The organism is Methylophilus sp. Leaf414 (assembly GCF_001425425.1).
Taxonomy (GTDB): Bacteria; Pseudomonadota; Gammaproteobacteria; order Burkholderiales; family Methylophilaceae; genus Methylophilus.
The window spans coordinates 49,618-74,289 of record NZ_LMQQ01000001.1 but is presented as its reverse complement, the minus strand read 5'-3'; the positions used below and the strand labels follow the sequence as shown (position 1 = coordinate 74,289).

Sequence of the window (24,672 nt, the reverse complement as noted above, 5' to 3'; positions counted from 1 at the left end):
ACGTCGAAGCACTATTCAACAATTTATTCGACGATAGTCGCGTTGACAGCATCCAGTGCATCCTGGAGCAGGTCTTCTGGTAACTGGTTAATGCTGGTAGCCAGCAAATCAGCGGCCTCTACAGTACGGATAGGAAGGTCTGCCGAATTTAATTCTGCAATCAATCCTGCAGCAACGCCTGCAATCTTGAGCAACACTTCACGTTCTCTCATTAAAAGCTCAAGTTCTGCTCTGAGCATATTTTCTTCGGCTGAATGCATATCCTGTCCTGACACTAACTATTTACGATAATCAATTCCGCATCTTGCAGTTGAATGCCCGGCTTGTCAATGTGATGTCAGGTAGATTGTGAGCGCAGTTGGAATGCGCTATAATGACGAAGTCGGTAGTGCACGCATGAATGCTTGCATATATGACTGGCAATGCGAAAGTGGCGGAATTGGTAGACGCACTGGATTTAGGTTCCAGCGCCGCGAGGCGTGAGAGTTCGAGTCTCTCCTTTCGCACCATACATTTAAAGCCATATGAAAAAAGTATGGCATAAGTTTTAAGGCGGCATTTTAAAATTTATCAAAATTTAAATTGTATTACGATCAATCAGGCTTCCTTCCTAGGAGGCCTTTATTGTTTGGGCACTGCCTTAATTGGTTGTTGACTTAATCATAATGGAATAAATCATGAAAATCGTACAAACTCCAAATGCACCGGCAGCAATAGGTCCTTATGCGCAAGGCGTAATCGTCGGTAACACGCTGTATACCTCAGGACAAATCGCTTTGCGCCCTGATGGCAGCTTGAATGACGGCGATGTGGTGGTGCAAACCCAGCAAGTGCTGGCAAATCTGCAGGCGATTATTGAAGCAGCAGGTGGTAATTTGCATCAAGTAGTTAAAACCACTGTTTTTTTGAAAAACCTGGATGATTTTGTGGCGATGAACCAGGTGTATGGCGAGGCCTTTGGCACCCATACTCCGGCACGTTCTACGGTACAAGTGGCTAAATTGCCGCGCGATGTACTGGTTGAAATTGAAGCCATTGTGGCATTAGGCGAGATTTAAAGGCTAAGACTCTTCAAATCCTTGCGGGTCTATTGTTTTATCTAATCGAAACGCGCAACATCGCCTCTGCAACCTGCATCTGGGTTGAGTGCTGTTTTGAAGTTTATTTCAATTGAGACTTGTGTTATATTTTTATGCTCTTTTTTCATGATTTGATCACTTTGTAAAGCTTATAGAGTATGGTCAGGTTATGCTAAACATTCATTGAGACGCGCAATGGCGCGCCCATTCACATAACCCATCGTTATCAAACGATTTTTACAGGAAGTGCAGCATGGCAGCAGTATCTGTTGAAACAGTCAGCAACTTGGAACGTCGCATGACAATTAAAGTCCCTTTAGCTCCGCTGGAAGGGCAAATCAGACAACGTTTGCAACAAATTTCGCGCACCGCCAAATTTTCAGGTTTCCGTCCAGGCAAAGCGCCGGTTGGTCTGGTAAATCAGCACTACGGTAACCAGGTGCGTGATGAAGTCTATTCCAAAGCGGTTGAAACCAGCTTTGGTGATGCTGTCGAGCAAAACAAACTGCGTGTTGCCGGCTTCCCGAACATTGAGCATCTGCCATTTAAAGAAGCGGCTGAAGAATTAGAGTATGTAGCGACTTTTGAGATTTTTCCTGAAGTCACCGTAGGCGATTTGAGCAAAGTCAAAATCGAACGCCCAACATTAGAAGTTACTGACGCCGATGTTGAAAAAACACTGGATGTCTTGGTTAAGCAGCGTGTTAGTTATGAGCCTGTAAAACGCGCGTCCAAAAAAGCTGACCGTATTAACATTACATTGAGCGCTTCCATCGATGGCGAGCAGGTTGAGAGCACTGGCGACCGTGGTATCGACCTCGTGATTGGTGAGCCTGGCCGTGTCAGCGAGTTTGATGATGCTTTGGTGGGTGGTAAAGCCGGTACTGAAAAAACATTCGATATCACTTATCCTGCTGACCATAATCCAGCGCAACTGGCTGGTAAAACAGTAACTTATGCTGTGAAGTTCATTTCAGTTTCCCAGCCGGTTTACCCTGCGGTGGATGCGGAATTTGCTAAAAACCTGGGTGTTGAAGATGGCAATCTGGAAACGATGAAGTCTGAAATCAAACAAAGCCTGGAACAAGAAGTAGCCAAACGCATAGCAGCGCGTTTAAAAGAGAGCGTATTTGAAGCGCTGGTGAACGAAACTACTTTTGAGCTGCCAAAATCTATCATTGCAGCTGAAACCAACCGATTGATGCAGGTTGCAGCACAAAACTTGCGTGAGCGTGGTGTTGACCCGCAAACAGTGCCCATGGATCCTTCACTATTTGAAGCCCAAGCGCAACGCAATGCTAAACTGCGCCTGATTTTGACTGAAGTGGTGAATAGCAATAATTTGCAAGCCAATGCGGATCAAGTGCGTGCAATGGTAGATACTTTTGCATTGAGCTTTGAAAAACCGGCTGAATTGGTGACCTGGTATTACGCGGATGTTAAACGTCTGGATGAGCCAGCAGCGTTGGCGACTGAAGAAAATGTAGTGGCTTGGGTGCTTGAAAAAGCAAAAGTCTCCAACAAAAAAATTAAATTTGATGAATTGATGATGGGTGCTTAAACCATGAATTATATGAACGCACATGATGGCATGATGCAAGAAAGAATGGAGCCGCAAGGTCTTGGGTATATCCCAATGGTCATTGAGCAAAGTGGTAGAGGTGAGCGTTCATATGACATCTACTCACGTTTGCTTAAAGAGCGCGTTATTTTCCTGATTGGCCCGGTGAATGATATGACCGCCAACCTTGTTGTAGCGCAGTTGCTGTTTCTGGAAGCTGAAAATCCTGACAAGGATATTTCTTTGTACATTAACTCACCAGGCGGTTCGGTCACTGCTGGTATGTCTATTTATGACACCATGCAGTTTATCAAGCCTGATGTAAGTACTTTATGTATTGGTCAAGCCGCTAGCATGGGCGCGTTCCTGTTAACAGCTGGCTCAAAAGGTAAACGTTTTTGCCTGCCAAACTCACGTGTAATGATTCACCAGCCATTGGGTGGTTTCCAGGGCCAGGCCTCAGATATTGCCATTCATGCTAAAGAAATTCTGTATTTAAAAGACAAGTTGAATGGCATCATGGCGCATCATACCGGCCAGCCGGTTGATAGGATTGCTGCCGATACAGACCGTGATAACTTTATGAGTGCTGATGCTGCCAAAGATTATGGATTGGTAGATCAGGTAATTGCCGCACGTACTGTTTAATATCAGTGCAAGACGACCAGCAGGGGAATAAATATGGCCAATAAGTCAGATAGCGAAAAGCTTTTATATTGCTCGTTTTGTGGCAAAAGTCAGCATGAAGTTAAAAAGCTGATCGCAGGCCCTTCTGTATTTATTTGTGATGAATGCGTAGATTTATGCAATGACATTATTCGTGAAGAAATCCAAAGTCTGAACGAGATCAAGTCAGCAGATAAAAAGCTGCCTACACCACAAGAAATTTGCGCCATTCTTGATCAGTACGTCATCGGTCAGGTGCAAGCTAAAAAGAATTTGTCTGTTGCGGTTTACAACCACTATAAGCGTTTGGGTTACAACCCGCTTTCTGACGGTGGTCAAAACAATAAAGATGATGTAGAAGTCCAAAAAAGTAATATTTTACTGATCGGGCCTACAGGTTCAGGTAAAACACTGCTAGCACAGTCTCTGGCAAGAATGCTGGATGTGCCGTTTGTCATGGCTGATGCCACTACCTTGACTGAAGCAGGCTATGTGGGTGAAGACGTAGAAAACATCATGCAGAAATTGCTGCAAAAGTGTGATTACGATGTTGAAAAAGCGCAGCGCGGGATTGTTTATATTGATGAAGTCGACAAGATTTCGCGTAAATCGGACAATCCTTCCATTACTCGCGATGTATCGGGTGAGGGCGTACAACAAGCTTTGCTTAAACTGATTGAGGGAACGATTGCCTCAGTGCCGCCGCAAGGTGGGCGTAAGCATCCGAATCAAGAGTTCGTGCAGTTAGATACCACCAATATTCTGTTTATTTGCGGTGGTGCATTTGACGGCCTGGATAAAGTCATTCGCCACCGTTCGGAAAAAGGTGGTATTGGGTTCGGTGCTGAAGTAAAAAGCAAAGAAGATATCCGCGCTGTAGGTGAAGTATTGCGTGATGTGGAACCAGAAGATTTAATAAAATTTGGTTTGATTCCGGAGTTCATTGGTCGGTTGCCAGTCGTGGCGACGCTTGAATCGCTGGATGAAGCCGCATTGATGACAATTCTGGTTGAGCCAAGAAATGCGCTGACCAAGCAATACATGAAGCTGTTCAAGATGGAGGGCGTTGAGCTTGAGTTTGAAGACTCTGCACTGCGTTTGATCGCCAAAAAAGCATTGGAAAGAAAAACCGGTGCCCGAGGCCTGCGTTCTATCCTGGAGCATTCATTGCTTGACCTGATGTATGAATTACCATCGCTCAAAGATTTGTCCAAAGTCATTGTCGATGCAGGTGTGATCGAGCATACCTCTGAACCCATCCTGATTTATCAGGATGCCCAAAAACGCGTTGAAAACGCGAGTTAAATCATGCTTGCAATAGCCTTCGGGCTATTGCAAGATACCATCTATGTCACAAGAGAATCCGTTCTCTTGATTTTTCAAAGTACGTTCCCATCTAAATGTAAAGGCACAAGCCTTTGACACTTTTTGAAAGAAGCTATGACTGAACACACTTTGTTTGACGCTGAGACTCCAGAAGAAGCCACCTTAATCCCATTGCTGCCTTTACGCGATGTCGTGGTATATCCCCATTTAGTCATCCCTCTGTTTGTTGGCCGTGCCAAATCAGTTAAAGCCTTGGAGCGTGCTTCCGAAGGTGATAAAAAAATCTTACTGGTTGCGCAAAAGTCTGCAAATAAAGACGATCCTGTGGCTGAAGACCTCTATGAAATTGGTACTTTGGCGACGGTATTACAAATGCTCAAGCTGCCCGATGGCACGGTAAAAGTGCTTGTGGAAGGCTTGCATCGTGTGCGTGTGACTGATTTCACAGAAACCGACGAATGCTTTATGGCATTGGGCGAAGAAGTCGAGCAAACTGACCAAAGCGATAAAGAAGCAGAAGCTTTGATGCGTACAGTCATGACCCAATTTGATCAATACGTCAAATTGAACAAAAAGATTCCTCCTGAAATCCTCACGTCACTTTCAACAATTAATGAACCAGGTCGGCTGGCGGATACTATTTCTGCCCACTTGACATTGAAACTGGAAGAGAAGCAAAAAGTGCTGGAAATGCTCAGCGTGATTGAACGCCTGGAGCATTTGCTATACCTGATGGAATCAGAGATTGATATCCTGCAAGTTGAAAAACGCATTCGTGGCCGTGTTAAGCGGCAAATGGAAAAAAGCCAGCGCGAATACTATTTGAACGAACAAGTTAAAGCTATTCAGAAAGAACTCGGCGAGCAAGATGAAAATGCCGAGATGGATGAGCTTGAGCAGCGTATTAAAAACGCTGCCATGCCTAAAGAAGCTTTAACCAAAGTTACTGCAGAATTCAAAAAGCTGAAATTGATGTCGCCTATGTCGGCAGAAGCTTCTGTTGTCCGTAACTACATAGATACTTTGCTCAATTTGCCTTGGAAGAAAAAAACCAAGATCAGCAAGGATCTGCAAATAGCCGAAGATATTCTGGATGCCGATCACTATGGCCTGGATAAGGTTAAAGAGCGCATTGTTGAATATCTTGCCGTGCAGCAACGTGTTGGTAAGTTAAAGGCCCCAATTTTATGCCTGGTAGGCCCTCCAGGTGTCGGTAAGACATCGCTTGGGCAAAGTATTGCCAAAGCAGTCAATCGCAAGTTTGTGCGCATGGCCTTGGGTGGTGTGCGTGATGAAGCGGAGATTCGCGGTCACCGCCGTACTTATATTGGCTCCATGCCAGGCAAAGTATTGCAAAGCATGACTAAGGTTGGCGTGAAAAACCCGTTATTCTTGCTCGATGAAGTCGACAAGATGGGGCAAGACATGCGTGGAGATCCGTCCTCTGCATTGCTAGAGGTGCTTGATCCTGAGCAAAATCATACATTTGCTGATCACTATGTTGAAGTTGACTATGATTTAAGCGATGTAATGTTTGTTGCTACGGCGAACAGCATGAACATTCCGGAGCCGTTATTGGACCGTATGGAGATTATTCGTCTTTCAGGTTATACCGAAGATGAAAAAATCAATATTGCCCAACGCTACCTGTTGCCTAAGCAGCTTAAAGCACACGCATTGAAAACCACGGATATATCCGTGGCAGAAAGCGTTTTACGCGATATCGTACGTTACTACACGCGTGAAGCCGGGGTGCGTCGCCTTGAGCAGGAAGTCGCCAAAATTTGCCGTAAAGCAGTTAAAGAGCAGTTGCTGGCTAAAGGTAAAACTAAAACCGTTAAGAAAATTAACGTCACCAGCAAAAACCTTGAGCAATATCTTGGTGTGAAACGGTATGACTTCGGTGTTGCCGCCAAGGATAACCAGGTGGGGCAGGTGACTGGCCTTGCATGGACCTCAGTGGGCGGTGAATTGCTGACGATTGAAGCTGTAACCTTACTGGGTAAAGGTAAAACCATTACCACCGGTAAATTGGGCGATGTGATGCAAGAGTCTGTAGCTGCTGCAATGAGCGTCGTGCGTAGCCGTGCCGAAGGATTGGGCATCAGTCCTGATTTCTATGAGAAAAAGGATATCCATATCCACCTTCCTGAGGGCGCTACTCCAAAAGATGGTCCAAGTGCAGGTATTGCATTAACAACTGCGCTTGTATCGGTTCTGACGGGCATTCCTGCGCGTGCTGATGTGGCAATGACTGGTGAAATTACCCTGCGCGGTGAAGTATTACCGATTGGTGGGTTAAAAGAGAAATTATTGGCAGCGCATCGTGGTGGTATTAAAACCGTATTGATTCCTTCAGCGAATGAAAAAGATCTGGTAGATATTCCTGGAAATATCAAAAAAGATCTGGAAATTCACCCGGTAAAATGGATAGATCAGGTGCTGGATTTGGCATTGGAAAGCGCGCCAAAACCACTTGCGGTAAATACTGAAGCCGTTGAAATTGTTGCTGCTGGAGACGCAAATCCAGAACAAGCAGTCACGCATTAGGCAAATTGATGCGAATTATTGTCAAAACGCGGGATTAGCGCTTGACAGCTCGTTTTGCGGCTTGATATAAAGGCAATACAGGATGTACCTGTTTTTTTAACTAGATAGGGGAAACACGTGAATAAATCAGAATTGATAGATCATATTGCTAATGCAGCCGGTATTTCTAAAGCCGCAGCCGCTCGTGCTCTGGATGCAACAACAGAGGCAATCTCTGGTGCACTGAAAAAAGGTGATTTGGTAACATTAATTGGTTTTGGTACATTCTATGTAGGTGAGCGTTCAGCCCGTTCCGGCCGCAATCCTCGTACTGGTGCGACAATCAACATCAAGGCTGCTAAATCTCCTAAATTTAGGGCTGGTAAAGGTCTGAAAGATGCTGTAAACTAGCGTGCTTTGGTTGAGCGCTAACATGCTCGGCCAACTGTAGCAACACTTGGGTTGTTACGGGTGCTTAGCTCAGTTGGTAGAGCGTCGCCCTTACAAGGCGAATGTCAGCGGTTCGACCCCGTTAGCACCCACCAGACAATTTAAAAATCAAGAGTGCGATGTCTGCGCTCTTAATTTTTTGAGTCTTGCCACACTTAATAAGTTACTTTAATAAGTAGCAATAAGTGGCGGTAAATAGTTAGAAAATAGTTGTTGAAATTATAAAAAATATCGTGCTATAATTTCATTTTTGACGAGTACTGGAGCGGTAGTTCAGTTGGTTAGAATACCGGCCTGTCACGCCGGGGGTCGCGGGTTCGAGCCCCGTCCGCTCCGCCAACATTAAAACGAGTTAGGTTAATCCCTAACTCGTTTTTTTTCGTCTTTTGTAAACATTTTTTGTTTTTATGTAGTGTTGATCTATTGCTTAACTTTTAATGAATAAGTTAGTCAATTGAGCTTGAGTCTGCTAAATTTTAATCATGATCTGGGTTTGGAAACCTTTGTCATAGCAATATGCGTTTCCACCAAACATGCTCTCAACAACAAATACTCGATGGCATTTGCTAATCTATTTTCTGTGTCAGTGCTCAAGTGTTAGCGAGTGATTTCACATTAGATACTTTCGTCATTAGTTTAGACCCGCAAGGCTTCTTAACCATATGCTTTTAAAGCGATTGCAACTGCTGGATTGGGGCGATTTGTATCGGTTTATGGTATAGTTTGCTGTTGCAAAAAATCAGGTAATGGAAATTAAAAAATGTTAGAAGCATTAAGAAAACATACACAAGGGTGGATGGCAAAAATCATTTTGGCACTGATTGTTGTACCATTTGCATTGTTCGGTATTGATTCATATCTAAACAACGCAGGCGGCCAGGTCGCGGTTGCAAAAGTAGATGGCCAGAAAATATCACTGCAAGAGTATTCAAACGCTGTAGAGAATGCGCGTAATTACCTGCAATCTCAAGGGCAAAAAGTAGATGCTGCTTTGTTGGAAAGCCCAGCGTTTAAACAATCCGTACTTGATAGCATTATTACTCGCCGTTTAGTCGAGGGCGCCATTCAGGATTACCGTTTTAAAATCAGTGATGACCAATTGAGCCAGCATGTGGTGGGTATGCCTGAGTTTCAAAGCAATGGTAAGTTTTCTGAAGATACTTATAACCAACTGTTATCGCAGAATAAATTAACTCCCGCAAAGTTCGAGCAGAATATCCGCAAGGACTTAACCGTGCAGCAAGTGCGTGATGGCTTAACCAACCTGGTATTTATGCCGCAAAAAGTTGCAGAGCAGTCATTGATGTCTGAGTTCGAACAGCGTGAAGTGTCTGTTGCAGACGTCAAGGTCGTTGATTTTATTAATCAAGTGACAGTCACGCCTGAACAAGTACAAGCGTACTACAATCAACATAAAACTAAATTTATCGCGCCAGCCAAGGTGAAACTGCAGTTCACGTTGCTATCGGCTGCCGGCTTAGTTGGTGATGTCAGCGTTAGTGATGAAGAAGTAAAGCAAGATTACGAAGAAAATGCTGCTAAATATCAAGGTGATGAGCAGCGCCAGGCCAGCCATATCCTGATTGGGTTTAACAGTACAGCTAGCGCTGAAGAAAAAGCGGCCGCTAAGCAAAAAGCTGAGTCCATTCTTAAGCAGGTAAAAGAAAATCCTAAAAACTTCGAGAAGCTGGCAATTGAATTTTCGCAAGACACGGGTTCTGCCAGTAAAGGCGGCGATCTGGGCAGTTTTGGACGTGGTGCCATGGTGAAGCCATTTGAAAATGCTGCATTTTCAATGAAAGTTGGCGAGATTAGTGACCTGGTGGAATCAGAGTTTGGTTATCACATTATCAAATTGACCGGTATTACTGGCCAGTCTTCAGATTTTGATTCTATGAAGCTCAAAATCAAAGCCGAATTACTGTTTCAGAAAGCACAGGCTAAATATGCTGAACTAGCAGATGACTTCGGCAATACTGTTTACGAGCAATCCGGCAGTTTAGAGCCAGTCGCCAAGAAGTTTAATTTGCAAGTACAAACTTCACCGGCAATGACTAAAGATGAAATTGCCAAATTCTTTAAGAGTGACCGTCTGGCCTCTATGGTGTTTTCTGACGAAGTGTTAAAAGAAAAACGTAATACTGAAGCTGTAGAAATTTCTCCAAACAACTTGGTTGCCGCGAGGGCAGTTGAGTACACACCAGAAGCACCGCGTACTTTTGACGAAGTCAAAAGCGGTATTGAGTCTTTATTGAAAGCTGAAGCTGCGACTAAATTGGCCAAGCAAAAAGGCGAGGCGCTTCTTGCCGAGTTAAAAGCTGGCAAAGCAGTGAATGCGGACTGGATTCCGCCTGTTACCATTGACCGTAGAAATGCGCAGGGCTTAACTGATGCAGTGATGAGAAATGTATTCAAAGTGAATACTCATACTCTGCCAGCCTATTATGGTTTTAACGAGCCTAATAAGGGTTATACAGTGATTAAAGTGATCGCCGTGAACCAGAAGCTTAAAGACAGTCCGGAGGTCGCTGACAAGGCTTATAAAGCGTATCAAGCGGCACTTGGGTCTGAAATGTCATATGCTTATGTGTCATCGCTGAAAGCTAAAAAAGATATTCAGTACAACACGAAAGTATTGTTGTCTAACGGTAACAATTAAATAATTGGATACCATTGAAAAAGGAGGGCAGTTGCCCTCCTTTTTTGTTTTCGACTTCTTGTCTGATCTTAAGTACTCTTGATCAGAGCTTTAAATAAAAGATTCACCGCAGTTGCGTGACAATCAATAGAGTTTAATGGCTAACGAAGGTGATTATGCTTAAAGCTAGCTGAAAAAATAATAAGCAGGGAGCTCTTTAAAAAAAGCTGAAAATGCAGATAAGAATTGGTAATGAAACAATAGGGAAGCGTGGATTGTTAATTGGCTAGTTCAAACCATTTATTTTTAATCACTGCGTTTAGTCCGCAGTGATACTCTTCATTTAAATAACAATATCCAAAATACTGCGTCTAGCTGAATTTAGCCAGTAAATAAAATTTTGATGTTTTTCTTTAGCTCGGCACGATCGATTCGCTCAAGCAAATGGCTTATCAGCAAAGTTTGTAAATAAGTGATCACAACGGCTGTGAAGAAAACAATGAAAAACTTGAGCACGTATTGTGTATGGATATTCTTAATCAAGGGAATATGCCATAAGTAAATCCAGATAGAATTACTGGCAATAAACAGCACAACATTTTTTATATTCATTTTTTCAAAAAAATACTCAATCTTATCGCTGTAAATCCACAGCAAGCTTGAAACAAGAAGCGCATATGAAAAATAGTAAATCGAGGGAGGGTATTTCAGTGATTGGGTAGGAATAAACTCGCCATTGAAAAGAAACAGTCCCATACCCGCAATGGCAAATATCCCCAAACTAATACCAGTAATTACGTAAAGTTGAGGCTTGGCGGCATTAGCCATGCGTAAGCCAATCGCGAACAGAATCTCGTAGGGAATAACATACAATAAGATGGCCGACGCTATTTCTGCCGGACCTTGCCAGATGTATGGCATGGCTAAATAACGTACCAATTCATAAAGTAAAAGGGTGGCTGCCAGCATGCCATAGTATGTGCTATTGCTTGCTGTGTTTCGATGCCAGCCATATATCACAGGCGAGATCAGTGCAACCAATAAAAATACCCTGATCACCCAGACATATCCTATGCCTTCGAGCAGCGCGTAAGAGGTGACTATGGTATGCGTTTCAAGCTCTTGGTTACCAGGATCAAATGCCATTAAGGCCAGGAAATAAAAACTTAAAAATATCCAGACTGGGAAAACCAGTCTTTTAATTCTTTTCCATACATAAGACTGGTATGGCTCATTGGTTTTATAACTCAGGCTAAATGACATTGCTGAGACTAATATCATTAAGGGGACGTCAAAATTTCGCAGTTGAAAGAGAATTCCTGGCGGATCCACATGAGCGAAAATAATCATGGATAGACCGATAAATCTAAGTATATCTATTTTTTCATTTCTCATAATTTAACCCACGCAAGAACCTGGTAAACTGAAAATTGATCTTTTAATATTTATTATTAAGTGATTGATATATTTATTTAATATTTTTATTTATAAATAAAAATTAGATAGTTGATTTTATTTAGTACACCTAATTAAACAATAATTAATAGTTTTATAAGTGCTATTTTAGTGTTAATAATGTTTGAATTCAAAAGTAGATTCTTTAACTTTTGGAACAAAAAACGCCTGACATTTAAAGTGCAGGCGTTTTTTGCTAACTCTTGAAAGCCTTAGTCGATTTGACCGGCAGCAGTGATATTCATACCACCATCAACATAGGTGATTTCGCCAGTCACCCCTGAAGCCAGATCGCTGGAAAGGAAGGCGGCAACATTACCTACTTCTTCAATCGTCACATTTCGGCGTAAGGCCGCATGTTTTTCATTAAAGCCAATCATTTTGTCGAAATCAGCAATCCCTGAAGCTGCCAATGTCTTGATGGGGCCAGCAGAAATCGCATTCACGCGGATGCCGCGTGGGCCAAGACTTTGTGCCAGGTAACGTACATTGGCTTCCAGGCTGGCTTTGGCTACGCCCATCACGTTGTAATTAGGCATAGTACGTTCAGCGCCCAAATAACTCAGCGTGAGCAGGCTGCCATTGCGACCTTGCATCATCGGATAGGCTGCTTTGGCCATTGCCGAGAAACTGTAAGAGCTGATGTCGTGCGCAATATGGAAGTATTCGCGGCTGATATTGTCCAAATAATCACCAGCCAGCGCGACTTTTGGAACGAAAGCGATGGAGTGTACTAAACCGTCCAAGCCATCCCATACTTTTGCCAACTCGACAAACAAATTGTCGATTTGGGCATCTTCAGCCACATCACAGGGTAATACCAAAGTTGATTCAAAGTCAGCTGCGAGATCACGAACGCGCGTTTCGTGTTTATCCACTTGATAAGTAAAGGCCAGTTCGGCGCCTTGACGTTTCATGGCCGCTGCGATGCCATATGCGATTGAGCGGTTGCTAAGCAAACCGGCGATCAGAATTTTTTTTCCAGCAAGAAATGCCATGCTTGATCCTGTTTATTGATTTTAAGGGTTAACGGTTAGCGTGCGGTGTGTGACCTTGGGTCAAACACATCCCGCAAACCTTCACCAAGCAGATTATACCCTAACACGGTAATTAAGATCGCAAGCCCGGGATATAGCGATAACCACCACGCAAACTGGATATACTCTTTGCCATCAGTCAGGATATTGCCCCAGGAAGCTTGCGGTGCTTGCACTCCAAGCCCGAGAAAACTGAGGCCGGATTCAAGCAGCACCGCACTGGCGATACCCAATACCACGCTGACCAAGACTGGCGTCAGGCTGTTAGGCAGGCAATGCTTAAATATCACGCGCCAATCTTGCGCACCCAGTGCAGTCGAAGCAGTCACAAATTCACGCTGGGTGAGGCTGAGGAACTCTGCCCGCACCAGTCGTGTGACACTCATCCATGAAGTCAGGCCAATCACAATCATGACATTGGTGATTGAGGGACTTAAGAAAGCGATCACGGCAAGAATGAGGAAGAAGCTGGGGATGGAAAGCATGATATCGACCAGTCGCATGATGATAGTATCAACCCAGCCACGATAATAGCCAGCAATAGCGCCCAGAAACACGCCAATCGCTGTCGAAATACCTACTGCAACAAGACCAACCAGTAGCGAAACCCTGCCACCGTACAACATGCGGCTCCATACATCGCGCCCTAAACCATCCGTACCCATCCAGTGCTGCATGGAAGGCGCCAGCAGAATTTGCTTCACGTGTATATCGTCTGGGTCATACGGTGCCAGCCAGGGAGCGAGCAGGGCGAGCAATAGAATGATGCTGATCAGTAATAGACCGGTGATCGCCAATGGATTATGCAATATTTTTTTCATGATTGACTTGTCGATTACCGGGCAGGCATCACACCTTTGCGCAAACGTGGGTCCGCCCAGGCATAAGCTAGGTCTGCCAGTAAATTACCCAGCAATGTCAGTGCGGAGCCTATGGTCAATATTCCCATGACCACCGGGAAATCACGCATCATTACCGCCTCATAAAATAATTTACCCATGCCCGGGATGGCAAAGATGGTTTCGGCAATCACCGAGCCACCAATCAACCCAGGCAAAGATAGGCCAATAAGCGTAATCAGCGGTAAAAGCGCATTACGCAGCGCATGCCGATAAGTGACCATATGATCACTTAGGCCTTTGGCACGTGCGGTAGTGACATAATCCTGACTGAGGACATCCAGCATGCCATTTTTAACGAATAAAGTAATGCCTGCCAGGCCGGTAATAGAGGGAATCACCACCGGCAGGAATAAATGCATAAACAAATCCTGGCTTTTTTGCCAGAAATCCAGTTGATCGTAATTCAAGCTGTGCATTCCTGAAATGGGGAACCAGGGATGGATCACGCCCAGCCAGTACATCAATAGCAAAGAAAGCCAGAAACCGGGAATAGAAAAACCGATAAAGTTGAATAGGGTAATTGACCGGTCAGGCCATTGCCCATATCGTTTGGCAGCCCACACACCTAAAGGTACGCCAAGCGACAGGGTAATTAACAAACCTGCAATATTCATGAGCAAGGTGATAGGCAGGGCTTCCTCAATCATGCCTGGCGTCACATTGCCGTCTTTGTCTTTTTCCGACCAGAACACCGGCTTCTGATGGCTGGCAAATGAATGGCCAAAGTCCAGGCGTACCATACGTTCCATCCATAAGCCGTATTGCACGATGACTGGCTTGTCCAGATTATATAAAGCACGTAATTTTTGCCTGGATTCTTCAGATGACTTTAGGTCAAAAGCAGTCTCGGTGCTGGTAATGTCGCCAGGGGCCAAATGCATAATAAAAAAAGAAATCAGACTGATGCCAATCAGCATCGGCACCATCCAAAGCAATCGTCTTATCAGGTAACTAAGCATGTTATTCAGCCTGTATCTGTGTGCGTCTCAGGGGCAGTGGGATGTACCATTTTTGAGAGTCGTAACCAACACCGGCTGGTGGCACCGGATTCATAATGCCTTGCACGCGTTTATGGATAGCTGTCAGGCCGTAACCTGCCGATAAGTAAACGATGGGGCTGTCTTCGTACAAAGCTTCCGCAAACTGGTGGTAAACGTGCATACGCTTGTCTGGGTCGAATTCACTACGTCCTTGCTCAAGCAGCTTATCGACTTTAGGGTTATTGTAGCCAATAAAGTTAAACTGACCTGGCTTTTGCTGGCTGGAATGCCAGATGCCATATTGGTCCGGCTCAAGCCCTAATTGCCAGCCCAGCACCACTGCATCAAAATCACCGGTTTTGATAAAGCGGGTAATAAAACTCGCCCATTCAATAGAGCGTATACGAATATCAATACCAACTTCTTTTAAGCGGCGTTGAATAATGACAACAGTTTTTTCGCGTTCCTTATTGCCATGGTTGGTTAAGACTTCGAATGACAGTTTTTTGCCGTCACGTTCGAGAATGCCATCACCATCAGTATCCTTGTAGCCAGCTTCAGCCAATAAAGTGCGCGCCTTTTGCGGATCAAAAGCATAGGGTTTTAATTGAGGGTTGCTCCAGCGTGTGCCAGGTTTATATGGCGAAGCAATCTGTTCACCCAATCCCAAATAAACGCCATCGATGATTTCCTGCTTATCAATCGCGTAATTAATTGCTTTGCGAATGCGCACATCATTAAACGGTTGGCGTTTCAGGTTAAAGCCTAGGTAGGTATAACTGTTACCTAGCGCTTTATATTGATTTAACCTCGCTTGTAACTCAGGACGCGATGGAATAATACGGGCATAGGTAATAGGGTCCATATTCATGCTGTCGATATGATCCGCCATCAACTCCAGGAATTGTGCGCCTGGATCCGGAATGATCCGCTCTATCAAAGTGCTGATTTGCGCTTGTCCTAAAACAGCCTTCGGGTTACGTTCCAGTTTCAGATATTCGCCATGTCGCCATTCTTTTAATTGGTAATAATGGCTCCCCAACGGTTTTTGCGCGAAGCTGGAGGTGTGAATATCCTGCCTGGCTAGTTTGTGCTTGGGCAGAATTTGCAAGCCAGCCCAGCTATCCAGCGCAGGCGAAAAAGCCTGGTCGTAATGCACTACAAAAGTCAGTTTATCCGGTGTTTCGGCTTTGGTGACTAGCTGAAAATCGGATGCATAAGGGCTGCGGGTTTTTTCATCAATAATCAATTGCCAGGTGAAATACACATCTTCACTGGTGAGCGGGCGACCGTCGGCCCAAATTAAACCAGGTTTCAGATGAAAGGTAATCGTTTTCTGGTCGGCAGCTACTTGCCATGACTCAGCCAATTCACCAGCCAGATCAAGATCCTTGTTATATCTCAGCAATGTGTTGAATATATTGGCAGTAATCGCGCTGGAAGCAGATTCTCCAGCCACCATGAAAATCAGGCTGCTGGGGTCTGATGGCATAGCATCAATGAATGTACCGCCAGATTGACTGGGAAAGGATTGATTGTACGGAGCGTTATTTTGCTCGGAAACGTCCGCGCTGCAGGCTGCCAACAAGCCACACAAAGAAATAATCAGGAAATAACGGTGAGCCATGTGCAATATTGTGTGTTTGGCAAGTTTATAGTCAGGCAGAACACTCATCATATACAAATTCTGTTATTTATGACTGGTTTTGCTCTTTTTTGTAGAGGATGTTGAGGACTTCTTCGATGAAGAGGACGATTTATTCGAAGAGGTCGATTTTTTAGAGCGATGGCTACTGCCGGATGAAGCCTTCTTGTAACTGGCTTTTGTAATATGTGCACCAGAGCTCTTCTTGCCTGAAACGCTGGTCATACTCTCTTGCTGCTCAAATTGCAGGGTTTGACCAACCACCAGGTTTTTACTTTTCAAGTGATTTTGCTGCATGATTTGCTTGGAACTTACCCCGTAGCGTTTCGCCAGTTTAGAGAGTGTATCGCCTTGTTTCACTTTGTGTGAGATTGCTGTGTATTTATTTGAAGCTGCTTTTTCAACAGCCACTTCAATCGGGATCTGTGCCATTGCCACTGCGTCAATCGGCTTGGTCAGCGTAGAGTGATTGCCTGCAGGCACTAATAATGTCCTGCGCACCACCAGGTTCCTGTTCGGTTTAAGGTTATTGGTCGCACTTAATTCATACAGGCTGATATCAAAGCGATTGGCGATATCGCCCAAACGCTCTCCACGTTTTGGGTGATAGCTATGCCAGTTGGATAAAGGGCGCGTGTAACCATTCAAGTTATTGGTGAAATTGCTGGCTGCCCACGTTGGGAGCAACAGTTTCTGGTAACTGTTTTCAGTGATGAGCACCGGGCGCGTGAAGCTTGGGTTCAATGCGGTGAACTCTTCCAGAGAAATGCCTGCGAGTTCTGCCGCCAGTTTGGCATCAATTTTATTCGGTGCCTGAACAGTGGTGAAATAAGGCTTGTTAGGAATTTCATTAAGCGTCAGCCCATACTGTTCCGGGCGGAAAATAATGTTTTTAATCGCCTGTAACTTGGGGACGTAATTACGTGTTTCGTCAGGCAATGACAAATGCTGGTAATCGGTAGGCAATCCCAGGCGTTGATTACGCTCAATCGCACGTGCCACTGTACCTTCACCGGCGTTGTAAGCCGCCAGAGCCAGGTCCCAGGCACCAAACATGGTATATAGCTTTTGCAGGTAATTCAGCGCTGCCTGTGTCGCAGCGGTGACGTCTTTGCGTGAATCTTTCCAGTAGTTTTGTTTAAGGCCGAAGTCTTTGCCGGTGGAGGGAATAAATTGCCAGATGCCAGACGCCTTGCTGGTTGATAAAGCTTTAGGGTTAAACCCGCTTTCAATCATAGGCAATAGCGCAATTTCGGTCGGCATGCCACGTTTTTCGACTTCGACAACGATGTGGTACAGATACTTTTTACTGCGCTCCAGCATACGCGAGACATAATCAGGCCGCGAGGCATACCATTGTTCGTGTTTGTTGGTATAGTCCGAATCAATATCCGGCATGTTGAAACCATCACGTACACGGTCCCATAGGCTATCTTGTAATGTCAGCGCATCCTCAAACTGGTAGGTGGAGCTGTAACTTTCAGCCTCGGTTTCGCCAAAGCTTTGATCATAACTGCCGTTATCATCCGACAAGGTTGCTGGTTCTACGTATTCGGCCATTACCAGCAATGGACTGGCCAAAAAGGTAATACACAACAGTAATTGATTAAAACGCATGACGGTAATTCAAAATCCTGAGGCTAATGCACGATGTCGCATAAGATAGCCTGGCTATCCGTGTATGAATGCGTGTGCATGCATTGATAAAACTTGATTGGCCGCAAATCCCGGTCAAACAGCATGTGGTTGACGTAACGTATAAGAACGGTAAAGGACGACACATTCTACGTTAATTTCAATGTGAGACAAGCCCTTGCGCAGCCATGGACTTTGTGCGTGTAAATTTGGGTTTGGTTAGAAGGCATTACGGCGTTCGCGTAGTTCGGTAAAAATTTCGACAGCTTGCTTATCTTTAAACTTGGTTTGTTTTGCCAGAGACTCGCAACGTAAAAAGGGGTTGGTAGCCAGTTCCAGTGCCAGTGTAGTCGGTAAGGAAGGCTGTTGATTCTGCCTGAGCATGGCAGTAGTTTGCGCGCGCTTTTGTAAAGCAGTATTGTCAGGCTCAACAGTGCTGGCAAAGGCGATGTTATGCGCTGTATATTCATGCGCCGGATAAATCAATGTATCTGCCGGCAAAGCCGCTATCCGTTGCAAAGATGCATACATTTGCGCTGGAGAACCTTCAAATAAACGTCCACAGCCTGCACCGAACAAGACATCGCCACTGAATAAATGTTGCTGATTGATATAGTAAGCAATATGGTCAAGGGTGTGCCCCGGTAATGCCATGACCTGGCAGGATAAATCTGGAAAAGACGCAAACTCAATACAATCACCTTCTTTGACGCGTATCGCTTTTACCGCATTGTATGTCGGGTGGTGATGATCGGGAGCATATACCGGACACTGCCAATGTTGCTGCAAGGCGAGGGCACCACCCACATGATCTGAGTGATGATGAGTCAATAAAATGCCTTCCAGCTGATACCCCTTGGCTTGCAATGCATGCTCCACCACCATGGCGTCGCCCGGATCAATCACCAAAGCATGTTTGCCAGTGTGTATCAGCCATAAATAATTATCGCTAAAAGCGGGCAGGGCAGTGATTTCTATACTTGCGGAAGTTTCTTGCATCACGCATCATTGAGAAAACGGTCATTAATGTCAAGTTAGGCGTAAAACCTTAACGTATCATCTTTGTAAATTTCATCGGAGCCTACATGCAGCCTAGTCAGCCAGTCACCTTCGATGCCACCGCGCTGGGACACTACATCGCCCAATGTGAGACTAAGGTTTATGAGCAGGCTGTCGCCAACGTTTTCGGTTTTCATGCATTGCAACTGGGTTGGTCAGGGTATGATCTGCTCGCGCAGTGCCGTATTCCTTACAAGCATTATCTGCATGGGCAATTCACAAAAGACAGCTCCATGTGTTGTGAGCCTGAGTATTTACCTTTAGCTGAAAATTCCGTTGACCTGATTTGCCTGCCGCATGTATTGGAGCAATGCCATGATCCGCAGCAAACATTGCGTGAAGCTTTTCGGGTATTGGTGCCTGAGGGAACCTTAATCCTGACCGGCATAACACCTTTCAGTTGCCTTGGTTTGCGTGCGAGAGCCGGATGGTTCAAGCAGGCAGGCGCTTTTAAACGTCTGTTCACAGCTCGCCGGATTCGAGACTGGTTAAATGTATTGGGGTTTGAAATCGTAGAGAGCCATCACCTGATGCATGCCTTACCGATCAATGATCAACATTGGCTTGAACGCCAGACCAGGCTCGAAAAATGGGGAGCTTGCACTTTTGGCATGACCGGCGGTGTTTATTTTCTCGTGGCGAAAAAAAGAGTGCTTCATGTTCGGCTGCTCAAGCCTGACTGGAAAAAATCACCGCTGAACAAGGCATTACAAACGCAAAAAAGCCGGACACGCATTCAAAACAAAGTACAAAAACAGTTAAAATGCGCGGATGTCGACACAAAGCTGGATTGAAATGTATGCGGATGGGGCCTGTAAAGGAAACCCGGGCGTAGGTGGTTGGGGCGTTTGGCTGAAAGCCGGGCTGCATGAAAAAGAATTATTTGGCGGTGAAGCCCTCACCACTAATAACCGCATGGAGTTGATGGCGGTGATTCAGGGCCTGCAGGCTTTAAAAAAACCTTCCTTAATTAAGATTTACACCGACTCCAGTTATGTGCAAAAAGGCATGACCGAGTGGATTAAAGGCTGGAAACAAAAGCAATGGCGCACGGCTGATAAAAAACCCGTCAAGAATGCTGATCTCTGGCAAATGCTGGATGCACTGGCAACCCCGCATACCATAGAGTGGATCTGGGTGAGAGGGCACGCCGGCAATGAGGGCAATGAACGCGCAGATGTGCTTGCAAACCAGGGCGTGCTAACGATCGCAAAATCATCTCCTACCAAATCAATCATTTAAAGAGGCGGATACATGAGACAAATTTTTCTGGATACGGAAACTACCGGCCTATATCCCGACCAGGGCCACCGGATTATTGAAATTGCCGCGGTAGAGATTTTTAACCGCAGACCAACCCAGCGTCACTTTCATGTTTACATCAACCCTGAACGCGAGATTGATGCCGGTGCGCAGGAAGTACATGGCATTTCGCTGGAGTTTTTGCAGGACAAGCCGCTATTCGCTCAAATCGCCGAAGAATTTGTGGAGTTTGTGCGCGGTGCGGAATTGATTATCCATAATGCCCCGTTTGATATGGGCTTCCTCAATATGGAATTGGCCAGATTGGGCCTGGATAATCTGGAAGCATCAGTCAGTGGTGTTGTTGATACGCTTAAAATGGCTAAAGAATCTCGTCCTGGCCAGCGTAATAATCTGGATGCACTGTGCCGGCACTTTGGCATAGATAACTCCAAGCGCACGCTGCACGGCGCGTTACTTGATGCGGAATTGCTAGGTGAAGTCTATATCGCAATGACGCGAGGTCAGGAAAGCCTGCTAATGGAGTTAACCGGTACGGCTGAGCAGGTAAATGACGCAAGTATCGTGGTGGATTTAAGCAGACTAAAATTGGTAACCGCAGATGTAGAAGAGATCGCAGCACATGCCAAATATATTGAAGGGCTGGCTAAATCCGGTGCAACACCTTGGTAAGCAGTCCGAAACTAGTTAAAACGATAACTTAACGTGATCAAAAACTTAACTAGGCTTGATCAAACGCATCTGTCCAACTGTTAGGTGTTTCATACAGCCTGACTTTCATCAATTTAAGATGATTGTCAAAAGTGCCGTGATATTGCGCCTTTAGCAATTTAAAAGCTTCGGCAGCCATATTTTCTGCAGTAGGGATAGTCGGGAAAATCACTGTTTTATGATTAGGCAGGCTGTTTAAAAAATCCAGAACAGCGGTATCGCCTTGGTAAACCAGGAAAGCATGGTCCCAGCGATCGACGATGGTTTCTCTGGCAATGCGCTTAACGTCGGCAAAGTCCATCACCATTCCGTTTTCTGAAGCGTGTTCTGCCTGAATAATGTCACCAGATAATGTAATCTCTATCGCGTAGCGGTGACCGTGTAAATTGCGGCATTGACTTTTGTGATCAGGAATACGATGTCCGGCATCGAACTCCAAGCGTGTAGTAATTTCCATGACGCTATTATATCAGTAACCATGCAGCTCACTCTGCACGAAAAACGGTCACACTATTAATATAAATCGTCAATATCCATCAATGCATCTTCATCTGCAGAGTAGTGCTTATGACTTTTTTCATAGCTGCCATAGCTAGTGTCAAAATCATCCACTTCATCGCCTGCAAAGTCTTCCAGCATTTGGTCAATACGTTTAAATTTGTCGGTTGGGCCTGCTTTTTGCAACATAATTTACTCCTCATTACCAGTTAATTATTGCTCAAACATGTCAGTCATGACATTCTTACCGTATTCATTAGCATAGACTGTGCCAAAGCCAAGTTTAGTTCCTGCAATTAGTTCATGTTTAAAGAGTGAAAAATAAAATATGCTAGCGATCAGATAGAACAATTAGCCTAACTGATTGTCTGTAAAGCATTAATGTAAATATTATGATTAATATCAGGAGATTTTTAATGCGTGGTTTGATAATCGCATTGTGTACCTTGGGAGTTTCTTCAATGGCAATTGCAGACTGCTTACCTATATATCAACACCAGTTTAAAACGCTGCAGGGTCAAACTGTCGATTTTTGTCAATTTCAGGATAAACCGATATTAATTGTAAACACCGCCAGCAAATGCGGATTCACGCCACAATTTGAAGCGCTGGAATCCATTTATGAGCAATATAAGGATAAAGGGCTGGTTGTCATTGGATTCCCCTCTAACGATTTCAAACAGGAACCTGGCAATAACAAGCAGGTAGGTGACTTTTGCAAACTGACATATTCTGTCAAGTTTCCCATGATGGAAAAAACCAGCGTGACTGGTGCCAGCGCAAACCCGCTGTATCAGCAACTTATCGCGCAAACCGGCAAAGCACCACAATGGAATTTCTATAAATATGTCATTCTGCCGGGTGGGCAAAAAGTATACTCATTCAACAGTATGACTCGCCCTGATAGTGAAGAGATTCTGAGTAAAATAAAACCGTACTTAAAGTAACTATCAACTTGAAGAAAATAACGGCCTGTGAGCAAAACTCACGGGCCATACTTTTTATAATGAGGTGACAACAACATTCAAACTAACCATTGAAAAAACACTTCACAATCTTGCCGCTTTCACAGTTTGAAAAAATATGCCAAGCATTTAATTATCATAAATATCAAAGCTTTGGTAATTGTGGCACTGTAACCACTTATAATTCGTTTTCTGAAATGACTAGCTTTTTATTGACTCAAACTTGCTTTGTGTCCAATATGAAAGTAGTAAACTTAATTCCGTTTGGTGCCGAACTTGGTGTGTAATGCAATTTTTAAATGAAGTAATCTAATGGGCATTAAACTTGAATACATGCCTTATTCCGAATTAAAGCGTCAACCCCAAACATGGCGAGATCAGGTTTTAGGGGCGGTCAGTTTTAGCGGCTCTCAAGGTGACCTTGATAGTCAGTCTGGTCACGATAATATCCCGGAAATTCATCTCAACGCGCCTGTCTTGTCAGGTATCCAATTGTCTAGCGAAGTCTTGCTGCCTGTCGAATCCGCAATACTAAAGAATCAGCCATTGATAAGCGATCATAAAGGTCTCATTAGCTACAGACTTAATGGAGAGCTGCTGTTTGGGGTAATCACTTTGGATGAGTCATCCAAAGTGATGATTGATAGTCAAGTGCACACGATTTCTGGATTACAACAGGCAACTGAAACCGCTTATCAGCTGATATTTGGATTGATAGATGAACTTGGCTATTCGCAGGTTTACCGTTTCTGGAACTACATGGCCGATATCAATGGCAATACTGTTGCTCATAGCGATAGCCTTGAGCGGTATCGCCAATTCAACATTGGCCGTAAAAACGTATTTGTGAATGTGGGCAGGGAACATGGCGAGCAATTGCCTGCGGCCTGTGCACTGGGTTTGCAAACCGGACCATTAAGCATCGCATTTTTGGCGGGTAAAACCCCTGCAATAGCGATTGAAAATCCGCGGCAGGTTAAAGCTTACAATTATCCAGAACAATACGGTCCATTGACGCCTAGTTTTTCAAGAGCGACCCTGGTGCAGATAGGCCAGCAAATGAGCTTGTTTATATCAGGCACTGCTAGTATTGTGGGCCATGAAACTTTGCATGTTCAAGATGTCATTGGACAAACCAGAGAGACGCTAATCAATCTGCAAGCAGTGGTCAGCGAGGCCAACCGTATGCAAGGCAAACAACTGTTCAATCTTTCCAATGCATGTTTCCGGGTGTATGTTCGCCATGCAGCAGACCTGGCATCCATTCGTGAAACACTCAACAATCACTTTAAAAAAGAGGTAAAGGCAATATTTGTGCAAGCGGATATCTGCCGTCACGAGTTACTGGTTGAGATAGAAGCAACGCTGCAAGAGATCTTGATACAAGACGATTCGCAAGCTTTGCATATCGCATGAAGACCTTTAATCGCGTATTCACATTTCCATTCTCAACGTTGCTGGTGAGACTGTATGACTACTTTGTGCTCTATGCAGGCTTACTCTGGTTAGGCTTTTTGTGCTTGTGCTGGACATTGATAGCCAGCCTGATTTATCCATTATTGCCTGAACGTAAAGCGCTTTATTTTGGGCGATATGTGATCATGATTTCTTTTCGTGCTTACCTGATGAGCCTGAGTTTATCGCAACGTTGCAGTTTTGACCTGACTGAACTGGACGAACTCCGCAATGAGCAGCCGCTGATCATCGCGCCTAACCATCCATGCCTGTTAGATGCGGTCATGATTATTTCCAGATTGCCTAATGTCGCCTGCGTCATGAAGTCTGAACTTATGAATAATGTTTTTTTAGGGGCAGGGGCGCGTTTAGCGCGTTACATCCGTAATGACCCGATACGGCATATGATCAAGCAGGCCACGGAAGACTTTAACACTGGCAGCCACTTATTATTATTCCCTGAAGGTACGCGTACCGTGCGCCCACCTGTAAACGCTTTAAAAGGAAGCATTGCAGTCATTTCGCGTCAGGCAAAAGTACCTGTTCAAACCGTTATTATTGAAACCAACTCTCCCTATTTAAGCAAAGGTTGGTCTTTGTTCCGTAAACCGGCCATGCCCGTGAGTTATAAGATCAGGCTCGGCAAACGATTCTCTCCACCTGAAGATACGCATAGCTTTATGCAAGAACTTGAAGATTATTTCAAGGATGTGCTAAGGGACGATGCTTTGAAAATGCCGATGTTGGAAAGTCACAATACATCCAGCATTGATACACCTGACTTTGATTCGCCGGTTCAATGGTGATTCAAGCAAATC

The 24,672-nt window shown here is 44.6% G+C and carries 23 protein-coding genes and 3 tRNA genes; 16 read left to right on the top strand and 10 right to left on the bottom strand.

What is annotated here, in order from left to right; genetic code table 11:
* Positions 1-23 precede the first annotated feature (23 nt).
* On the bottom strand, positions 24-260 hold the full coding sequence (locus ASG24_RS00345) for a hypothetical protein (protein WP_055825094.1): 237 nt from the start codon (positions 258-260) through the stop codon (positions 24-26).
* A gap of 164 nt (positions 261-424) precedes the next feature.
* On the opposite strand from ASG24_RS00345, the gene ASG24_RS00340 reads away from it, so the two are divergent.
* From ASG24_RS00340 to ASG24_RS00295, 10 genes are all read left to right on the top strand, one after another.
* Positions 425-509, top strand: a tRNA-Leu gene (locus tag ASG24_RS00340).
* A 168-nt stretch (positions 510-677) separates the two neighbouring features.
* Positions 678-1,058 (top strand): RidA family protein, encoded by a 381-nt coding sequence (locus tag ASG24_RS00335; protein WP_055866553.1) that lies wholly within the window; start codon positions 678-680, stop codon positions 1,056-1,058.
* Positions 1,059-1,332: 274 nt separating this feature from the next.
* A complete protein-coding gene (gene tig, locus ASG24_RS00330; protein ID WP_055866550.1) occupies positions 1,333-2,640 on the top strand; it encodes a trigger factor in 1,308 nt (435 codons plus the stop codon).
* Positions 2,641-2,643: 3 nt separating this feature from the next.
* Positions 2,644-3,288, top strand: coding sequence for an ATP-dependent Clp endopeptidase proteolytic subunit ClpP (gene clpP, locus ASG24_RS00325; RefSeq protein WP_055825085.1), 645 nt, complete (start codon positions 2,644-2,646; stop codon positions 3,286-3,288).
* 33 nt (positions 3,289-3,321) lie between these two features.
* Positions 3,322-4,611: an ATP-dependent Clp protease ATP-binding subunit ClpX gene (gene clpX / locus ASG24_RS00320; protein ID WP_055825082.1), complete on the top strand. Its 1,290-nt coding sequence runs from the start codon at positions 3,322-3,324 to the stop codon at positions 4,609-4,611.
* A gap of 135 nt (positions 4,612-4,746) precedes the next feature.
* Complete coding sequence (lon, locus tag ASG24_RS00315) at positions 4,747-7,182, top strand: endopeptidase La (RefSeq protein ID WP_055866547.1); 2,436 nt, start codon at positions 4,747-4,749, stop codon at positions 7,180-7,182.
* Between the two features lie 117 nt (positions 7,183-7,299).
* On the top strand, positions 7,300-7,572 hold the full coding sequence (locus ASG24_RS00310) for an HU family DNA-binding protein (RefSeq protein ID WP_055825077.1): 273 nt from the start codon (positions 7,300-7,302) through the stop codon (positions 7,570-7,572).
* Positions 7,573-7,630: 58 nt separating this feature from the next.
* Positions 7,631-7,706, top strand: a tRNA-Val gene (locus tag ASG24_RS00305).
* A gap of 167 nt (positions 7,707-7,873) precedes the next feature.
* A tRNA-Asp gene (locus ASG24_RS00300) sits at positions 7,874-7,950 on the top strand.
* A gap of 421 nt (positions 7,951-8,371) precedes the next feature.
* On the top strand, positions 8,372-10,270 hold the full coding sequence (locus ASG24_RS00295; RefSeq protein ID WP_055866545.1) for a SurA N-terminal domain-containing protein: 1,899 nt from the start codon (positions 8,372-8,374) through the stop codon (positions 10,268-10,270).
* Between the two features lie 360 nt (positions 10,271-10,630).
* Here ASG24_RS00295 and ASG24_RS00290 read toward each other — a convergent pair whose 3' ends face one another.
* The 7 genes from ASG24_RS00290 to gloB form a co-directional block, all read right to left on the bottom strand.
* On the bottom strand, positions 10,631-11,644 hold the full coding sequence (locus tag ASG24_RS00290) for an acyltransferase (RefSeq protein ID WP_055866542.1): 1,014 nt from the start codon (positions 11,642-11,644) through the stop codon (positions 10,631-10,633).
* Between the two features lie 272 nt (positions 11,645-11,916).
* On the bottom strand, positions 11,917-12,702 hold the full coding sequence (locus ASG24_RS00285; RefSeq protein WP_055825068.1) for an enoyl-ACP reductase: 786 nt from the start codon (positions 12,700-12,702) through the stop codon (positions 11,917-11,919).
* A 35-nt stretch (positions 12,703-12,737) separates the two neighbouring features.
* Entirely contained in the window at positions 12,738-13,562 is an 825-nt protein-coding gene (locus ASG24_RS00280; protein ID WP_055866539.1) for an ABC transporter permease, read from the bottom strand.
* A gap of 14 nt (positions 13,563-13,576) precedes the next feature.
* Entirely contained in the window at positions 13,577-14,602 is a 1,026-nt protein-coding gene (locus tag ASG24_RS00275) for an ABC transporter permease (RefSeq protein WP_055866536.1), read from the bottom strand.
* Position 14,603: 1 nt separating this feature from the next.
* Entirely contained in the window at positions 14,604-16,250 is a 1,647-nt protein-coding gene (locus ASG24_RS00270) for a peptide-binding protein (RefSeq protein WP_055868324.1), read from the bottom strand.
* 63 nt (positions 16,251-16,313) lie between these two features.
* Entirely contained in the window at positions 16,314-17,885 is a 1,572-nt protein-coding gene (locus ASG24_RS00265) for a transglycosylase SLT domain-containing protein (protein WP_055866532.1), read from the bottom strand.
* A 237-nt stretch (positions 17,886-18,122) separates the two neighbouring features.
* On the bottom strand, positions 18,123-18,902 hold the full coding sequence (gene gloB, locus ASG24_RS00260) for a hydroxyacylglutathione hydrolase (protein ID WP_055866530.1): 780 nt from the start codon (positions 18,900-18,902) through the stop codon (positions 18,123-18,125).
* A gap of 86 nt (positions 18,903-18,988) precedes the next feature.
* On the opposite strand from gloB, the gene ASG24_RS00255 reads away from it, so the two are divergent.
* Genes ASG24_RS00255 through dnaQ form a run of 3 tightly spaced genes read left to right on the top strand, consistent with a single transcriptional unit; the run spans position 18,989 to position 20,897 of the window.
* Complete coding sequence (locus tag ASG24_RS00255) at positions 18,989-19,756, top strand: class I SAM-dependent methyltransferase (RefSeq protein WP_055866526.1); 768 nt, start codon at positions 18,989-18,991, stop codon at positions 19,754-19,756.
* 1 nt (position 19,757) lies between these two features.
* Positions 19,758-20,204 carry a ribonuclease HI gene (gene rnhA / locus ASG24_RS00250; protein ID WP_055866523.1) on the top strand — a complete coding sequence of 149 codons (447 nt, stop codon included), beginning with the start codon at positions 19,758-19,760 and terminating at the stop codon, positions 20,202-20,204.
* Between the two features lie 12 nt (positions 20,205-20,216).
* On the top strand, positions 20,217-20,897 hold the full coding sequence (gene dnaQ / locus ASG24_RS00245; protein WP_055866520.1) for a DNA polymerase III subunit epsilon: 681 nt from the start codon (positions 20,217-20,219) through the stop codon (positions 20,895-20,897).
* Between the two features lie 49 nt (positions 20,898-20,946).
* On the opposite strand, the gene queD is transcribed toward dnaQ, so the two are convergent.
* Both queD and ASG24_RS14725 read right to left on the bottom strand, forming a co-directional pair.
* The gene (queD, locus tag ASG24_RS00240; RefSeq protein WP_055866518.1) at positions 20,947-21,393 is read right to left on the bottom strand and encodes a 6-carboxytetrahydropterin synthase QueD; all 447 of its coding nucleotides are present in this window, start codon (positions 21,391-21,393) and stop codon (positions 20,947-20,949) included.
* Positions 21,394-21,449: 56 nt separating this feature from the next.
* Entirely contained in the window at positions 21,450-21,623 is a 174-nt protein-coding gene (locus ASG24_RS14725) for a hypothetical protein (protein WP_200934417.1), read from the bottom strand.
* A 227-nt stretch (positions 21,624-21,850) separates the two neighbouring features.
* Between ASG24_RS14725 and ASG24_RS00235 the strand changes: the two genes are divergently transcribed.
* The 3 genes from ASG24_RS00235 to ASG24_RS00225 all read left to right on the top strand — a co-directional run bounded on the left by ASG24_RS00235 (position 21,851) and on the right by ASG24_RS00225 (position 24,660).
* On the top strand, positions 21,851-22,381 hold the full coding sequence (locus tag ASG24_RS00235; RefSeq protein WP_055825037.1) for a glutathione peroxidase: 531 nt from the start codon (positions 21,851-21,853) through the stop codon (positions 22,379-22,381).
* Positions 22,382-22,711: 330 nt separating this feature from the next.
* Positions 22,712-23,815 carry a hypothetical protein gene (locus ASG24_RS00230; protein WP_235562265.1) on the top strand — a complete coding sequence of 368 codons (1,104 nt, stop codon included), beginning with the start codon at positions 22,712-22,714 and terminating at the stop codon, positions 23,813-23,815.
* A complete protein-coding gene (locus ASG24_RS00225) occupies positions 23,812-24,660 on the top strand; it encodes a 1-acyl-sn-glycerol-3-phosphate acyltransferase (protein WP_055866515.1) in 849 nt (282 codons plus the stop codon). The genes ASG24_RS00230 and ASG24_RS00225 overlap by 4 nt, the downstream gene beginning before the upstream one ends.
* The last annotated feature ends 12 nt before the right edge of the window (positions 24,661-24,672 follow it).

Excerpts from the sequence above, each read along its gene's own strand:
- ASG24_RS00345 (WP_055825094.1), bottom strand. The coding sequence starts at position 260 with ATGCATTCAGCCGAAGAAAATATGCTCAGAGCAGAACTTGAGCTTTTA.
- ASG24_RS00335 (WP_055866553.1), top strand. The coding sequence starts at position 678 with ATGAAAATCGTACAAACTCCAAATGCACCGGCAGCAATAGGTCCTTAT.
- tig (WP_055866550.1), top strand. The coding sequence starts at position 1,333 with ATGGCAGCAGTATCTGTTGAAACAGTCAGCAACTTGGAACGTCGCATG.
- clpP (WP_055825085.1), top strand. The coding sequence starts at position 2,644 with ATGAATTATATGAACGCACATGATGGCATGATGCAAGAAAGAATGGAG.
- clpX (WP_055825082.1), top strand. The coding sequence starts at position 3,322 with ATGGCCAATAAGTCAGATAGCGAAAAGCTTTTATATTGCTCGTTTTGT.
- lon (WP_055866547.1), top strand. The coding sequence starts at position 4,747 with ATGACTGAACACACTTTGTTTGACGCTGAGACTCCAGAAGAAGCCACC.
- ASG24_RS00295 (WP_055866545.1), top strand. The coding sequence starts at position 8,372 with ATGTTAGAAGCATTAAGAAAACATACACAAGGGTGGATGGCAAAAATC.
- ASG24_RS00290 (WP_055866542.1), bottom strand. The coding sequence starts at position 11,644 with ATGAGAAATGAAAAAATAGATATACTTAGATTTATCGGTCTATCCATG.
- ASG24_RS00285 (WP_055825068.1), bottom strand. The coding sequence starts at position 12,702 with ATGGCATTTCTTGCTGGAAAAAAAATTCTGATCGCCGGTTTGCTTAGC.
- ASG24_RS00280 (WP_055866539.1), bottom strand. The coding sequence starts at position 13,562 with ATGAAAAAAATATTGCATAATCCATTGGCGATCACCGGTCTATTACTG.
- ASG24_RS00275 (WP_055866536.1), bottom strand. The coding sequence starts at position 14,602 with ATGCTTAGTTACCTGATAAGACGATTGCTTTGGATGGTGCCGATGCTG.
- ASG24_RS00270 (WP_055868324.1), bottom strand. The coding sequence starts at position 16,250 with ATGGCTCACCGTTATTTCCTGATTATTTCTTTGTGTGGCTTGTTGGCA.
- ASG24_RS00265 (WP_055866532.1), bottom strand. The coding sequence starts at position 17,885 with ATGCGTTTTAATCAATTACTGTTGTGTATTACCTTTTTGGCCAGTCCA.
- gloB (WP_055866530.1), bottom strand. The coding sequence starts at position 18,902 with ATGCAAGAAACTTCCGCAAGTATAGAAATCACTGCCCTGCCCGCTTTT.
- ASG24_RS00255 (WP_055866526.1), top strand. The coding sequence starts at position 18,989 with ATGCAGCCTAGTCAGCCAGTCACCTTCGATGCCACCGCGCTGGGACAC.
- rnhA (WP_055866523.1), top strand. The coding sequence starts at position 19,758 with ATGTATGCGGATGGGGCCTGTAAAGGAAACCCGGGCGTAGGTGGTTGG.
- dnaQ (WP_055866520.1), top strand. The coding sequence starts at position 20,217 with ATGAGACAAATTTTTCTGGATACGGAAACTACCGGCCTATATCCCGAC.
- queD (WP_055866518.1), bottom strand. The coding sequence starts at position 21,393 with ATGGAAATTACTACACGCTTGGAGTTCGATGCCGGACATCGTATTCCT.
- ASG24_RS14725 (WP_200934417.1), bottom strand. The coding sequence starts at position 21,623 with ATGTTGCAAAAAGCAGGCCCAACCGACAAATTTAAACGTATTGACCAA.
- ASG24_RS00235 (WP_055825037.1), top strand. The coding sequence starts at position 21,851 with ATGCGTGGTTTGATAATCGCATTGTGTACCTTGGGAGTTTCTTCAATG.
- ASG24_RS00230 (WP_235562265.1), top strand. The coding sequence starts at position 22,712 with ATGGGCATTAAACTTGAATACATGCCTTATTCCGAATTAAAGCGTCAA.
- ASG24_RS00225 (WP_055866515.1), top strand. The coding sequence starts at position 23,812 with ATGAAGACCTTTAATCGCGTATTCACATTTCCATTCTCAACGTTGCTG.